This is a genomic window from Kitasatospora mediocidica KCTC 9733, from assembly GCF_000744225.1.
Lineage (GTDB): Bacteria > Actinomycetota > Actinomycetes > Streptomycetales > Streptomycetaceae > Kitasatospora > Kitasatospora mediocidica.
This window is the reverse complement of sequence record NZ_JQLN01000001.1, coordinates 648,724-662,360: the sequence shown is the minus strand read 5'-3', so window position 1 is coordinate 662,360 and position 13,637 is coordinate 648,724. Positions and strand designations below refer to the sequence as shown.

The window sequence follows — 13,637 nt, the reverse complement described above, 5'->3', positions numbered from 1 at the left end:
GGTTCCGGCGGCCGACCGCCGCCGGAACCCGGGGCGGGGCGCCGGGTGGGCGCAGCACCGAACAGTCCGCGTTCCGCGTTCTACAGGACAGGGTGAAGCGGCGTGAGAGAACAAGTTCCGGTCCGCATCGGCGACCGTTCGTACGACGTGCTCATCGGCCCGGGAGTGCGCTCCTCGCTGGCCGAGGTCATCCGGGGCCTGGGCGCCCGGCGGGTGGCGGTGGTGTCGGCGCGGCCCGAGCAGTGGGTGCCCGACACCGGCGTCGAGACCCTGTTCCTGCCCGCCCGGGACGGTGAGCCGGACAAGAACCTCGCCACTGTCGAGGCACTCTGCGCGGAGTTCGTGCGCTTCGGCCTCACCCGCACCGACGCCGTGGTCTCCTGCGGCGGCGGGACGACCACCGACGTCGTCGGCCTGGCGGCGGCCCTCTACCACCGCGGTGTGCCCGTCGTGCACCTGCCGACGACCCTGCTGGCCCAGGTGGACGCCAGCGTCGGCGGCAAGACGGCGGTCAACCTGCCGTCCGGCAAGAACCTGGTGGGCGCCTACTGGCAGCCCGCCGCGGTGCTCTGCGACACCGACTACCTGTCGACGCTGCCGCGGCGCGAGATGCTCAACGGCCTCGGCGAGATCGCCCGCTGCCACTTCATCGGCGCCGGCGACCTGCGCCCGCTGGCGCTGGCGGACCAGATCGCCGCCAGTGTGACCCTCAAGGCGGGCATCGTGTCGGCCGACGAACGCGACACTGGTCTGCGCCACCTGCTCAACTACGGCCACACCCTGGGCCACGCCCTGGAGGTGGCCACTGACTTCGCGATGCGCCACGGCGAGGCGGTCGCCGTCGGCACCGTCTTCGCCGGCCTGCTCGCGGGCGTCCTGGACCGGATCGACCCGGCCCGGGTGGCCGAGCACCGGGAGGTCGTCGAGTCCTACGGGCTGCCCGCCGCGCTGCCCGAGGGCGTCGAGCCGGCCGAACTGATCCGCCTGATGCGGCGGGACAAGAAGGCACTCGCCGGGCTGGCCTTCGTCCTGGACGGTCCCGGGGGCGCGGAGCTCGTCCACGACGTGCCCGAGCGGGCGGTCGTGCGGGCGCTGGCGCTGATGCCGCGTCAGCCGCTCGCCCGGCTCGTCAGGTTCGGCGCCCACGGGCCCGCGGGGACGGGAGCGAGGGTGACATGAGGTACTCACCACGGCGCCCGGCCGGCGGCAGGGCACCGGACCGCACCGGGCGCCCGGTGGAGCGGCTGCTCGCCGAGCGTCTGGCCGCCGCGCTGGCCAGACCCGCGGCGCAGCAGCCCGACTGGCCGGACCGGGCGGTGGTCCGGGCGGTGGTCGACCGGCTGCGCACCGCCACCCCGGTGGTGGCGCCCGCCGAGACCGCGCAGCTGTCCGAGCGGCTCGCGGCCGTCGCCCGGGGTGAGGCGTTCCTGCTGCAGGGCGGGGACTGCGCGGAGACCTTCGCCGACCACACCGCGGCGCATCTGCGCGCCAACCTGGGCCTGTTGAAGCGGATGGCGCTGGTGTTCACGCACGCCACCGGCCTGCCGGTGGTCCCACTGGCCCGGGCCGCGGGCCAGTACGCCAAGCCGCGCTCCCAGCAGGTCGACGCGCAGGGCCTGCCGGTCTACCGCGGTGACATCGTCAACGGTGTCGAGCCCACCTCCGCCGCCCGCACCCCGGACCCGGCACGGATGCTGCGGGCCCAGGCCAACGCCGTCGAGACGATGGCCCTGGCCCGTCGGCTCTGCCGGGGCGAGCTGGGCGACCCGCACGCGCTGCACGCGGAGAACCTCCGCTTCGTCCGCGACTCGCCCGCGGGCGGCCGGTACGCGCCGGCGGTCGAGGAGATCGGCCGCAGCCTGCGCCTGCTGGCCGGGCTCGGGGCCTCCGGGCGGACGGCACGGCAGAGCGAGATCTACGTCAGCCACGAGGCCCTGTTGCTGGACTACGAGAGCGCCCTGCTCCGGGTGGACGAGAGCGGCCCGGAACCGCTGCTCTCCAGCGGGCTGGCGCACTTCCTCTGGATCGGGGAGCGGACCCGCGCGCCGCAGGACGCGCACATCGCCTTCGCGGAGCTGCTGGCCAACCCCATCGGGCTGAAGATCGGCCCGGGCACCACCCCCGAGCAGGCGGTCGAGTACGTCCACCGGCTCGACCCGCACGGCACGCCCGGGCGGCTGACGCTGATCAGCCGGATGGGGCACGACCGGGTGCGCGACGTGCTCCCGCCGATCGTCGAGAAGGTCACCGCCTCGGGCCACCAGGTGGTCTGGCAGTGCGACCCGATGCACGGCAACTCCCGCACCACGGAGAGCGGTTACAAGACCCGAGCGTTCGACCACGTGCTCGAGGAGATCACCGGTTTCCTCGACGTCCACCGCCGGCTCGGCACCCACCCCGGCGGCCTGCACCTGGAGGCGACCGGTGAGGACGTCACCGAGTGTCTCGGCGGTGCCCGGGGGATCGCCGAACACGACCTGCCCGCCCGCTACCTGACCGCCTGCGACCCCCGCCTGAACGCCGAGCAGTCGATGGAACTCGCCTTCACCGTCGCCGAACTGTTCGCCCGGCGCACCCCACCCCGCCCCGAGAGGCCACGATGACCGACACCGCGCCCGGCCCAGCCATCAGCGGCACCACCCGCCTGTACGCCGTCCTGGGCGACCCGGTCGCCCAGGTCCAGTCACCCGGGATGCTGAACCCGCTCTTCGCGCGGCTGGGCATCGACGCCGTGCTGGTCCCGGTGCACGTCACGCCGGCCGACCTGGAGACGGTGCTCCGCGGTCTGCAGCACGTCGGCAACCTCGACGGCCTGTTCGTCACCGTGCCGCACAAGGCGGCCGCCGCCCGCCTCGCCGACCGGCGCAGCCGCACGGTGGACATCACCGGCACCGCCAACGTGCTGCGGCGCGAGGCCGACGGCGGCTGGCTGGCCGAGAACTTCGACGGTTCCGGCTTCGTGACGGGCCTGGAGCAGGCCGGTCACCAGGTCCGCGGCCGCAGAGTGGCGCTGGCGGGCGCCGGCGGGGCGGGCAGCGCCATCGCGGCGGCGCTGCTGACGGCCGGCGTGGACCGGCTCGCCGTCACCGACCCGGACGGCCCGCGGCTGGCCGCGCTCGTCGAGCGGTTGGCCGAGCACTGGCCGGGCCAGGTCCGCGCCGCGGCCCAGCCGCCCCTGCACGACAGCGACATCGCGGTGAACGCCAGCCCGCTGGGCCTGAACCCGGGCGACCCGCTGCCGTTCCGCCCGGACGACCTCGCGGCCGGCGGGGTGGTGGCGGACATCATCATGAAACCCAGGGACACGCCGCTGCTGCGACAGGCGGCCGCCCTGGGGTTCGACGTCCACCACGGAATCCACATGCTGAACGGCCAGGTGGACGCGTACCGGGCATTCTTCGGGCTGCACTGACGGATGATCAGCAGGCCGGGGCCGACGACTACCAGACCGGGGGATGTGGGCCGCCGAAGGTGCCCCCTACTGTGAGGCCGCAAAACCTTGCGTGAAATCCCCGGGGCCATTGTTCCGCTGTTCCGTCGGCCACCCGCCCCGCCCGCGCTATCCCGCCAGTTGAGTCCCAGCGTGAGTCCCAGAGTGAGTCCACCAGCGGAGACCAGTTCGTAGCGGAGATTTGGAGAGATATGAACGCGCGACCGGCACCGGAATTCCCCTCCTGGCCGCAGTACGACGACGACGAGCGGAGCGGCCTGATACGCGCTCTGGAGCAGGGCCAGTGGTGGCGCATGGGCGGGAGTGAGGTGGACTCCTTCGAGGCCGAGTTCGCCGGGTACCACGGCGCGCCACACGCGCTGGCGGTCACCAACGGCACGCACGCCCTGGAGTTGGCCCTGCAGTGTCTGGGCGCCGGCCCGGGCACCGAGGTCATCGTGCCGGCCTTCACCTTCATCTCCTCCTCCCAGGCCGCGCAGCGGCTCGGCGCGGTCGCCGTCCCCGTCGACGTCGACCCCGTCACGTACAACATCGACGTGGCGGCCGCGGCCGCCGCCGTCACCTCGCGCACCCGGGTGATCATGCCCGTCCACATGGCCGGCCGGATCGCGGACATGGACGCGCTCGGCAAGCTCTCCGCCGACACCGGCGTCCCGCTGCTCCAGGACGCCGCGCACGCGCAGGGCGCCCGCTGGCAGGGCAAGCGCGTCGGCGAGCTCGGCTCGGTGGCCGCCTTCAGCTTCCAGAACGGCAAGCTGATGACCGCCGGCGAGGGCGGCGCCCTGCTGTTCCCCGAATCGGAGCTGTACGAGGCCGCGTTCCTGCGGCACAGCTGCGGCCGGCCGCGCACCGACCGCCGGTACTTCCACCAGATCGCCGGCACCAACATGCGGCTCAACGAGTTCTCGGCCTCCGTGCTCCGCGCCCAACTGCGCCGCCTCGACGCGCAGACGGAACTACGCGAGCAGCGCTGGACCCTGCTGTCCGGCCTGCTCGGGGCGATCGACGGCATCGTGCCCCAGGGCAGTGACCCGCGGGCCGACCGCAACTCGCACTACATGGCCATGTTCCGCATCCCCGGGATCTCCGAGGAGGACCGCAACACCCTCGTGGACCGCCTGGTCGACGCGGGCCTGCCGGCCTTCGCCGCGTTCCGCGCGATCTACCGCACCGACGCGTTCTGGGAGACCGCCGCCCCCGACGAGAGCGTCGAGCAGATCGCCGAGCGCTGCCCCAACTCCGAGGCCATCAGCCGCGACTGCGTCTGGCTGCACCACCGGGTGCTCCTCGCCTCCGAGGAGGCCCTGCGCGCGACGGCCGAGATCATCGCCGACGCAGTGGCAGCCCTGTGACGGTTCGCGCCGCCGTCGTCGGGCTGGGCTGGGCGGGGCGGGAGCTCTGGCTCCCGCGGCTCAGGACGCACGAGGACTTCGAGGTGGTCTCCGTCGTCGACCCCGACCCCGCGCTGCGGGCGGCGGTCGCCGAGGCGACGGGCCTGCCCGCCCACGCGGCGGTGGACGCCCTGAGCACCCGCGACGTCGACGTCGTCGTCGTCGCGGTGCCCAACCACCTGCACAGCGAGGTGGCCGCGGCGCTGCTGCGGCGCGGCCTCTCCGTCTTCCTGGAGAAGCCGGTCTGCCTGACCAGCGCCGAGGCCGACACCCTGGCGCGGGCCGAGCGCGAGGGCGGCGGCATGCTGCTCGCCGGCAGCGCCGCCCGCCACCGCGCGGACGTCCGCGAACTGGCCGCGCTCGTCCCCGGCCTGGGGCGGGTGCGGCACGTCGACCTGGCGTGGGTGCGGGCGCGCGGCGTCCCGAAGGCCGGCGGCTGGTTCACCCAACGCAGCCTGGCCGGCGGCGGCGTGCTCGTCGACCTCGGCTGGCACCTGCTGGACGCGCTGGCGTCCGTGGTGGGCCCCGCCGGGTTCGCACAGGTGGTCGGCGCGACCTCCGACGACTTCGTCAACGTCGGTGCGTGGTCCGCCGCCTGGCGCCAGGACCAGCCCGCCGACGCGCTCTCCGGCGACGTGGAGGACACCGCCCGCGGCTTCCTGGTCCGCGATGACGGCATCTCCGTGGCGCTGCGGGCCAGTTGGGCCTCCCACGCGGCCCTGGACCTCTCCCTGATCCACGTCGAGGGCAGCGCCGGCACCGCCGAACTGCGCTGCACCTTCGGCTTCAGCCCCAACCGGCAGCCCGAGTCGGTCCTGACCGTGACACGGGAGGGCACCACCCAGCCGATCCCCGTGCCGGCGGAGCCGATCGGGGCCGAGTACCGACGACAACTGGACGGCCTCGCCGCGCTGTTGGCCGACCCCGCCAACCGCGGCCGGGCCATCGAGCAGGCGCGCGGCACGGTGCAGCTCATCGAGAGTTTCTACGAGTCAGCCCGCGCTGCGGGCGGGGCGCGATCCGCCCGGCCGGCAGCCACCCACGAGGAGGTGAGGACCTCATGACCGCCACATCGGCACACGGGTCCGCCACGACCACGCACAGAGCCGCTCACCCCCGCAGGGCGGTCGTCTTCGACCTGGACGGGGTCATCGTCGACAGCTTCGCGGTGATGGGCCAGGCGTTCTCCGTCGCCTACGCCGAGGTCGTCGGGGGCGGTCCGGCGCCCTTCGAGGAGTACCAGCGCCACCAGGGCCGCTACTTCCCCGACATCATGCGGATCATGGGCCTGCCGCTGGAGATGGAGGAGCCCTTCGTCCGCGAGAGCTACCGGCTCGCGCACCAGGTGCCGGTCTTCGACGGCGTCGTCGAGCTGCTCCAGGAGCTGCGCGAGCGCGGACTCCTGATGGCCGTGGCCACCGGCAAGGCCGGGGTCCGGGCCCGCTCCCTGCTCGACGGCCTGGGCCTGCTCCCGTACTTCGCCCACGTGATCGGCTCCGACGAGGTGGCCCGGCCCAAGCCCGCCCCCGACATCGTGCTGCGCGCGCTGGAGCTGCTGGACGTGCCCGCCGAGCAGGCCATCATGATCGGCGACGCGCCGACCGACCTGGCCAGCGCCCGCGACGCCGGCGTCGCCTCCGCCGCCGCCCTCTGGGCCGGGCCCGACGAGGCCGAGCTGCTGGCGGCCGGCCCCGACGTGGTGCTGCGCCGCCCGGTCGAGCTCCTCGCCCTCTGCCCGGCCCTCACCGGGCGCTGACCCGACGGCACCGGAAGCAGGCGGCACACCATGCGGACCCGCGACGGCGCGCAGAACGGCGCCGAGAGGTCGACCCACGCGGCACTGGGCATCGACGTCGGCGGCACCAAGGTCGCCCTGCGGGCGGAGTCTGCGGCGGGCCACGTCGAGGAGGCCTCCTTCGCCTGGGGGCCGAGCCTCGGCGTGGACCGGGACCTGGCCCGACTCGCCGCGTGTGTGGGCGAACTGACGGTCCGGACGGGAGCACCGTTCCGGGCCGTCGGCGTGGCGATGCCCGCCACCGTCGGCCCGGACGAGCGGGTCACCGCCTGGCCGAGCCGGCCGGAGTGGACCGGCCTGGAGCTGGGCCGGGCGCTGCGCGGGCTCTTCCCCGCGGCGGCCGTCGCCTGGGCGGACGACGGCGACCTGGCGGCCCTCGCCGAGGCCGAGGCGGCGCACTGCGACGACCTGCTCTACCTGGGAGTCGGCACCGGCGTCGGCGGCGGCCTCGTCCTCGGCGGCCGGCTCTGCCCCGGCGCGGGCCGGGGCTCCTTCGAGCTCGGCCACCTGGTGCTCGAACTGGACGGCCCCACCTGCGTGTGCGGGCGCCGGGGATGCCTTCAGGCGACCGCCTCCGGGCCGGCCACCCTCGCCCGCGCCGCGGGCCTGCGCGGCGCGCCCGTCACCTTCGACGACCTGCGGGCGGGGCTGCGGGAGCGGCGGCCGTGGGCCGTCACCGCGCTCGACCGGACCGGCTACGCGCTGGCCGCCGCCGCCACGGGTGTCGCGGAGCTGCTCCACCCCCGGCTCGCCCTGATCGGCGGCGGCTTCGCGGCCGGGATCCCCGAACTGGTCGACCGCGTGGCCGAGCACCTCACCGCGCTCGCCAGGCCGGGCCTGCCCGCCCTGCCGGTCGCCCCGGCCCGCCTGGGCGGCCTCTCCTCGCTGCGCGGCGCGGTGCTGCTCGCCCGCGGGCGGTAGGCCACGGGCGCCTGCGCTGCCCGCGTCAGCCCGTCGCGCCCGCCGGCACGGCGGCCTCCAGCCGGGCCCGCAGGTCGTCCACCAGCGCGGCCGCGCCCTCGGGGCCCGCCGCCGCGCCGAACACGTGGTAGTCCGGGCGCACCAGCAGCGCGCCGGCCCCGTACCGCGCCAGGTACGCCCCGTAGACGCCGTCCGCGTCCACCACCTCGACGGCCGCCGGCTCCGGCGCCGCCGAGGAGGCGCCCCCGGCCGGCCGCAGCCGCACCACGTGCGCCCCGAGGCCCGCCAGGAAGGCCAGCCGCTCCGCGCCGAGCCGGGCGTCCGCGTGCGCCGCGAGCAGCAGCACGAAGCCGCGCCCGACCACCTCGTCGAACGGGCCGCTGCCGCCGGGTCCCGTCACCGCGCCCTGCGGTACGACCTCGCCGGCCGGCCGCGCCGGCCCGTCCTCGGCGCCGCCGCCGTACAGCAGCCCGTCGGCGAGGGGCTTGGCCGGCTCCGGCCGGGTGGGCCCCTGGCCGCGCCGGTTGGCCAGCACCGTCGCGTCCCGCTCGGCGGCGGCGGCCGGGTCCGTCACACAGATCACCCGGCCCAGCTGGACCGAGCTCATGATCGACTCCCGCACCTGCGCCCGGCGTTCCTCGGTGTAGCTGTCCAGCACCGTGTCGTCGGCGCGGCCGCGCAGCACGAGGTCCAGCTTCCACGCCAGGTTGACCACGTCCCGGATGCCCGAGCACATGCCCTGCCCGGCGAACGGCGGCATCAGGTGCGCCGCGTCACCGGCCAGCAGCACCCGGCCCACCCGCCACTGCTCGGCCCACCGGGCCTGGAACATGTACGTGGTGCTGCGCAGCAGGGTGGCGGTGTCGGGCGTGACGCCGAACGGTTCCAGCAGCCGCCACGCGGTCTCCTCGCGGTTCAGCTCGGCCGCCCGCTCGCCCGGCAGCCGCATGAACTCCCAGCGCCGGTGCCCGGGGCCGCTGCCCACCAGGGTGGTGGGCCTGGCCGGGTCGCAGATCTGCACGTTGGTCGGCACGAACGCCCGTGGTTCGCGCAGGGCGACGTCGCACAGCAGCCATTCGTAGGAGAACCCGAGGTCGGTGACGGGGACGTCGAGGTGGTGCCGGACGAAGCTGTTGGCGCCGTCGCAGCCCACCACCCAACGGGCCGAGACCGTTTGCACCGCGCCGTCCTCGTCCTCGGCCGCCACCAGGACCCGGTCGCCCTGTTCGGTGATGCCGACGGCCTGCCGGCCCGGCAGCACCGTGACCCCGGGCAACTCCGCCGCCCGGGCGGCGAGCAGCTCCTCCAGGGCGGGCTGGTGCATGGTGTTGGCATCCGGCCACCCGTACGGGCCCTGCGGCCGGAACTCGATGTCGAGCAGCGTCTCGCCGCCGGCCGTCCGCCACTGGTAGCCGGAGGCCGGTTCGGTGATCCGGCCGAGCTCCGGGCCGATCCCGCAGGCGGCGAGCAGCCGCGCGGTCTCCCCGTCGAAGCTGGTCGCCCGGGGCAGCGTGTACGGGCGCCGGCGGCGCTCCAGCACGGTCGTCCGCCAGCCGCGTTGGGCCAGCAGGACCGACAGCGCGGCCCCGACCGGCCCGTTGCCGACGACGACCACGTCCACGTCCGTCGGGTCCGTCGGGCTGGGGGAGGGCTCGTGCGGTGACACCTTGGGCATAGGGACCCCTCATCGCAGGGTGGCGGGCGCACCGGCGGGAATGTCGAAACACTACTATCGCGCCCCGCCGAAAGCGTCAACGTCCGCCCAGGGCTATCAGATCGGGGGATACCACGGGGGCCCGGCCCGGCTTTAGTCTGCCGAGGTCCCGAACAAGACGAGGACCCGTGCGGAAGTTCGCCCACCATCGCCGATCGGTCTGCGCTGGGGGCCGTGCCACGGACTGTTGCCCGAAGGGAACTCTCGGCATGGCTCAAGCGGCGGCCCACTTCGAGACATGGGTCAGTGTCTTCCACCCGGTGCCCGACAGCGCCGTACGGCTCGTCTGCCTGCCCTACGCCGGCGGCTCGGCGAGTTTCTTCTTCCCGGTCTCCAGAGCCCTGGCCCCGAAGGGGATCGAGGTGCTGGCCGTCCAGTACCCGGGCCGGCAGACCCGGCGTCAGGAACCGGGCATCGACAACATCCCCGACTTCGCGGACCAGATCTTCGCGGCGCTGCGGGACCAGCACGACAAGCCGCTGGCCCTGTTCGGCCACAGTATGGGCGCGGTGCTCGCGTACGAGGTGGCGTTGCGCATGCGGCAGGCCGGACTGCCCGCGCCGGTACGGCTGTTCGCCTCCGGCCGCCGCGCGCCGTCCCGCTACCGCGACGAGCGGATCCACCTGGGCACGGACCAGGACGTCGTGGCCGAACTCAAGGAGCTGAGCGGGACCAGCCAGGTCATGCTGGCCGACCCGGAGGTCCTGGCGATGATCCTGCCGGCCATCCGCAGCGACTACACCGCCGTCGAGCGCTACCGGCACGACCCCGACCAGCGGCTCGACTGCCCGGTGACGGTACTCACCGGCGACAGCGACCCCCGGGTGTCGATCGACGAGGCGCGCGCGTGGGAGGGGCACACCACCGGGGCCACCGAACTGGAGGTCCTCCCGGGCGGGCACTTCTTCCTCGCCGACCGGGCCGCCGAGGTCATCGGGATCGTGGCCCGCGGGCTGACCGGACAGGGCGCCGCAACCAACCGTTGAACCACCTCCTGGAATAGGTCGAGATGCGAATCGCCGCACCTGTGCCCACGATCGGTGAGCACGCGCTCCTGGTGTTCCTCCTCCAAATCGCCGGTCTCCTGCTGCTGGCGCTCGTCCTCGGACGGCTGGCGCAGCGCTTCAACCTGCCGGCGGTCGCCGGCGAACTGTGCGCGGGTGTGATCCTCGGCCCCTCGATCCTCCAGCCGCTGCTGCCCGGCTTCTCCGGCTGGCTGCTGCCGCAGAAGGCCGCGCAGATGAACCTGCTGGACGCGGCCGGGCAACTCGGCGTGCTGCTGCTCGTCGGCGTCACCGGCGCGGAGCTGAAGTTCGCCCTGGTGCGACGGCGCGGCCTCACCGCGGCGCGGGTCAGCATCGCCGGCCTGCTGCTGCCGCTCGGCCTTGGCATCGGCACCGGCTACCTGCTGCCGCGCTCCTTCCTGCCGAGCGGCGCGAACCCGACGGTCTTCGCGCTCTTCCTGGGCGTGGCGATGTGCGTCACCGCGATCCCCGTGATCGCCAAGATCCTGCTGGACATGAAGCTGCTGCACCGCGACATCGGCCAACTCATCCTCGCCGCCGGGGTGGTCGACGACGTGGTGGGCTGGTTCCTGCTGTCGGTCGTCTCGGCGATGGCCACCTCCGGGCTGACCGGCGGTGTCGTCGCCACGGCGGTGCTCTACCCGGTCGGCGTGGTGGTCTTCGCCCTCCTGATCGGCCGTCCGCTGGTGGGCCTGGCGCTGCGGGCGGCCGGGCGGGCGCCGGGCCCGGCACCCACCATCGCCACCGCCGTGGTGCTGGTGCTGTTCAGCGCGGCGGCGACGCAGGCGATCCACCTGGAGGCCATCTTCGGCGCCTTCGTCTGCGGCGTCCTGATCGGCACCAGCGGCCAGTTGGACACGGCGAAGCTGGAGCCGCTGCGGACCACGGTGCTGGCCTTCCTGGCGCCGCTCTTCTTCGCCACCGCCGGACTGCGGATGAACCTCACCGCGCTGGGGCGCCCGCTTGTCCTGGGGGTCGCCCTCGCGGTGCTCGCGGTCGCCGTGCTCGGCAAGTTCGCGGGGGCCTTCATCGGCGCCAGGCTCAGCCGGCTCAACCGCTGGGAGGCGCTGGCGCTCGGTGCCGGCATGAACTCCCGCGGCGTCGTCGAGGTGATCGTCGCGATGACCGGGCTGCGGCTCGGTGTCCTGAACACCGAGGCCTACACCATCATCGTCCTCGTCGCGATCGTGACCTCCCTGATGGCTCCGCCCATCCTCCGGTACGCGATGACCCGCGCCGAGGACGTCGCCGAGGCCGCACTGGGCCTGGGCGACCAGCACGCCGACCCGGCGCAGGCCCCCGGCCGGGAGTCCGGCGCGATCCGTTTCTCCGAACCCCGAGGTGACTCATGAGCGTCATGCTTCTTCTGAACGGCCCCAACCTCGGCATCCTGGGCCAGCGCGAGCCGGAGATCTACGGCACCGACACGCTGGCCGACATCGAGAAGGCGGTCGCCGAGGAGGTGAGCGGCCGGGGCTGGGAGGTCCTCTCCATCCAGCACGACTCGGAGGGCGACCTCGTGCGGGCCATCCACGAGCACCGCCTGACCAGCGTCGGCGCCGTCGTCAACCCCGGTGCCCTGATGATCGCCGGGTGGAGCCTGCGCGACGCGCTGGCCAGCTATCCGCAGCCCTGGGTCGAGGTGCACCTGAGCAATGTGTGGGCGCGCGAGCAGTTCCGGCACGAGTCGGTGATCGCCCCGCTGGCCGGCGGCGTCGTGGTCGGCCTCGGCGCCTTCGGCTACCGCCTGGGGGCCCGCGCCCTGATGCACCTGACCGCCGCCGACCGGTGACCGCCCGGCGGCCGGGGCGCTGCGGCGCTCACGCCCGTCCGGCCGGTGCGCCCGTGCGTCCGCTGCTGCTCGTCCGGCCCGTCCGGACCACGCTTTGAGAGGAAGACCCGGCCCCATGAGGCTCAAGCTCCATGAGATAGGCGACGGCGACAAGGTCGCCCTGCTCGTCCACAGCATCATCTCCTCGGCCGACACCTGGAGCCGGGTGGCGCCCCGGCTGGCCGACCGCGGCTACCGGGTGATCATGCCGGACCTGCGCGGCCACGGCGACAGCCCGCACGCCGCCGAGTACACGCCCGACCTCCTCGCCGCCGACCTGGTGGAGTCGCTGCCGGCCGGCGCCGACCTGGCGATCGGCCACTCGTTCGGCGCGTCGGTGCTCTCGCTGGCGGTGGAGGGGCTGCGCCCGGCCAAGGTGGTCTACAGCGACCCCGCGTGGCGCTTCAGCGAGAAGGCGGTGGCCGAGATCCGCGAGTTCGCCCAGTTCACCAAGGTCGCCACCGCCGAGGCCATCAGCCCGATGTTCCCCCGCTGGTCGCCCCAGGACATCGAGGCCGAACTCGCCGGGTACGCGCGGTGGGACGTCAAGGCCGTCGACTGGCTGGAGAGCACGCACGACTACGTCCCGGCCAAGCCCCTCGTGCCGTCGCTGGTCCAGGGGGCCGGCGACCACCACCTCGTCCCGGACGAGCTGGCCGCGAGCCTGCGCGCGAGCGGGTTCGAGGTGCGGTACGTGCCGGACACCGGCCACTGCATCCACCGGGACGACCTGGACGGCTTCCTGGCCTCGCTCGACGGCTGGCTCTGACCCCAGCGGCAGCATGAGTTGACGACCCCTCAGGCCGTTCGGGTGACCCGGCGAGGCCGGCGCCCGGAGGGCCTGAGGGATGATCGTCTTGCGTGGTACTGTCCCCGGGTGAGTTCTGGACGCCTTGATCACGCGAGCGAAGGCACGTCTGCGACCGGCGCGAAGTCGCAGGTCGTCCACGGTTCGTTCACCCTGCGGGTCGACTTCTCGGCCTCGCCGGAGCAGGTCTTCGCGGCATTCGCCGAACCCTCGCTGCGCACCCGCTGGTTCCGCCTCCCCGGCTCCTCGAAGCACGCCACCCACGCGCTGGACTTCCGCGTCGGCGGCAGCGAGGTCGCGACCAACCTGTTCGTCTCGGGGGACGTCGAGGAGCGGGTCGAGTACCGGTCCCGATTCCACGACATCGTGCCCGGCGAGCGCATCGTCTACGCCTACGAGGGCCATGTGGACGGCCTGCGCCACTGGGTCTCGCTGGTGACGGTCGAACTCGCCGCGCAGGCCGGCGGATCCCGCCTCGACTGGACCGAGCAGTACACCTACCTGGTGGTGAGCGACGACGGCAGCCAGGAGACCGCCCACCTCCGGGGCGGCACCCGGCTGCTCCTCAACGGCCTGTCCGCCGTCGTCGACCCGCACCGCTTCCAGCACCTGGCGAGGATGCGCACCGACGCCTCCTGACCCGGCGCCTGCCACCTTCCGTGCGTGTCCCGGGCCCGACCGACGCCGGTCGAGAGATGCTG

At 74.1% G+C, this 13,637-nt stretch carries 13 protein-coding genes; 12 read left to right on the top strand and 1 reads right to left on the bottom strand.

Annotation, left to right across the window (positions count from 1 at the left end; translation table 11 throughout):
• Positions 1–102: 102 nt before the first annotated feature.
• From BS80_RS03005 to BS80_RS02975, 7 genes are all read left to right on the top strand, one after another.
• Positions 103–1,179: a 3-dehydroquinate synthase family protein gene (locus BS80_RS03005; RefSeq protein WP_051965802.1), complete on the top strand. Its 1,077-nt coding sequence runs from the start codon at positions 103–105 to the stop codon at positions 1,177–1,179.
• On the top strand, positions 1,176–2,603 hold the full coding sequence (locus BS80_RS03000; protein WP_051965801.1) for a 3-deoxy-7-phosphoheptulonate synthase: 1,428 nt from the start codon (positions 1,176–1,178) through the stop codon (positions 2,601–2,603). The genes BS80_RS03005 and BS80_RS03000 overlap by 4 nt, the downstream gene beginning before the upstream one ends.
• On the top strand, positions 2,600–3,412 hold the full coding sequence (locus tag BS80_RS02995; protein ID WP_035792221.1) for a shikimate dehydrogenase family protein: 813 nt from the start codon (positions 2,600–2,602) through the stop codon (positions 3,410–3,412). Before BS80_RS03000 ends, BS80_RS02995 begins: the two co-directional genes overlap by 4 nt.
• Positions 3,413–3,642: 230 nt before the next feature.
• The gene (rifK, locus tag BS80_RS02990; protein ID WP_035792218.1) at positions 3,643–4,803 is read left to right on the top strand and encodes a 3-amino-5-hydroxybenzoate synthase; all 1,161 of its coding nucleotides are present in this window, start codon (positions 3,643–3,645) and stop codon (positions 4,801–4,803) included.
• Positions 4,800–5,906 carry a Gfo/Idh/MocA family protein gene (locus BS80_RS02985; protein WP_035792215.1) on the top strand — a complete coding sequence of 369 codons (1,107 nt, stop codon included), beginning with the start codon at positions 4,800–4,802 and terminating at the stop codon, positions 5,904–5,906. Before rifK ends, BS80_RS02985 begins: the two co-directional genes overlap by 4 nt.
• On the top strand, positions 5,903–6,598 hold the full coding sequence (locus tag BS80_RS02980; RefSeq protein ID WP_035792213.1) for an HAD-IA family hydrolase: 696 nt from the start codon (positions 5,903–5,905) through the stop codon (positions 6,596–6,598). The genes BS80_RS02985 and BS80_RS02980 overlap by 4 nt, the downstream gene beginning before the upstream one ends.
• A 30-nt stretch (positions 6,599–6,628) precedes the next feature.
• Complete coding sequence (locus tag BS80_RS02975) at positions 6,629–7,558, top strand: ROK family protein (RefSeq protein WP_051965800.1); 930 nt, start codon at positions 6,629–6,631, stop codon at positions 7,556–7,558.
• Between the two features lie 25 nt (positions 7,559–7,583).
• Here the strand turns inward: BS80_RS02975 and mhpA are convergent, their stop codons facing one another.
• A complete protein-coding gene (gene mhpA / locus BS80_RS02970) occupies positions 7,584–9,233 on the bottom strand; it encodes a bifunctional 3-(3-hydroxy-phenyl)propionate/3-hydroxycinnamic acid hydroxylase MhpA (protein WP_051965799.1) in 1,650 nt (549 codons plus the stop codon).
• Between the two features lie 248 nt (positions 9,234–9,481).
• Between mhpA and BS80_RS02965 the strand changes: the two genes are divergently transcribed.
• The 5 genes from BS80_RS02965 (at position 9,482) to BS80_RS02945 (ending at position 13,575) form a co-directional block, all read left to right on the top strand.
• A complete protein-coding gene (locus BS80_RS02965) occupies positions 9,482–10,258 on the top strand; it encodes a thioesterase II family protein (RefSeq protein WP_035792211.1) in 777 nt (258 codons plus the stop codon).
• 41 nt (positions 10,259–10,299) lie between these two features.
• Entirely contained in the window at positions 10,300–11,649 is a 1,350-nt protein-coding gene (locus BS80_RS02960; RefSeq protein ID WP_232246324.1) for a cation:proton antiporter, read from the top strand.
• Positions 11,646–12,089 (top strand): type II 3-dehydroquinate dehydratase, encoded by a 444-nt coding sequence (locus BS80_RS02955; RefSeq protein ID WP_035792208.1) that lies wholly within the window; start codon positions 11,646–11,648, stop codon positions 12,087–12,089. The genes BS80_RS02960 and BS80_RS02955 overlap by 4 nt, the downstream gene beginning before the upstream one ends.
• 115 nt (positions 12,090–12,204) lie before the next feature.
• Positions 12,205–12,897 carry an alpha/beta fold hydrolase gene (locus BS80_RS02950; protein ID WP_035792206.1) on the top strand — a complete coding sequence of 231 codons (693 nt, stop codon included), beginning with the start codon at positions 12,205–12,207 and terminating at the stop codon, positions 12,895–12,897.
• 108 nt (positions 12,898–13,005) lie between these two features.
• On the top strand, positions 13,006–13,575 hold the full coding sequence (locus tag BS80_RS02945) for an SRPBCC domain-containing protein (protein ID WP_083974129.1): 570 nt from the start codon (positions 13,006–13,008) through the stop codon (positions 13,573–13,575).
• The last annotated feature ends 62 nt before the right edge of the window (positions 13,576–13,637 follow it).

Coding starts and splice junctions, on each gene's coding strand:
- BS80_RS02980 (WP_035792213.1), top strand. CDS start 5,903: ATGACCGCCACATCGGCACACGGGTCCGCCACGACCACGCACAGAGCC.
- rifK (WP_035792218.1), top strand. CDS start 3,643: ATGAACGCGCGACCGGCACCGGAATTCCCCTCCTGGCCGCAGTACGAC.
- BS80_RS02965 (WP_035792211.1), top strand. CDS start 9,482: ATGGCTCAAGCGGCGGCCCACTTCGAGACATGGGTCAGTGTCTTCCAC.
- mhpA (WP_051965799.1), bottom strand. CDS start 9,233: ATGCCCAAGGTGTCACCGCACGAGCCCTCCCCCAGCCCGACGGACCCG.
- BS80_RS02975 (WP_051965800.1), top strand. CDS start 6,629: ATGCGGACCCGCGACGGCGCGCAGAACGGCGCCGAGAGGTCGACCCAC.
- BS80_RS02950 (WP_035792206.1), top strand. CDS start 12,205: ATGAGGCTCAAGCTCCATGAGATAGGCGACGGCGACAAGGTCGCCCTG.
- BS80_RS03000 (WP_051965801.1), top strand. CDS start 1,176: ATGAGGTACTCACCACGGCGCCCGGCCGGCGGCAGGGCACCGGACCGC.
- BS80_RS02955 (WP_035792208.1), top strand. CDS start 11,646: ATGAGCGTCATGCTTCTTCTGAACGGCCCCAACCTCGGCATCCTGGGC.
- BS80_RS02995 (WP_035792221.1), top strand. CDS start 2,600: ATGACCGACACCGCGCCCGGCCCAGCCATCAGCGGCACCACCCGCCTG.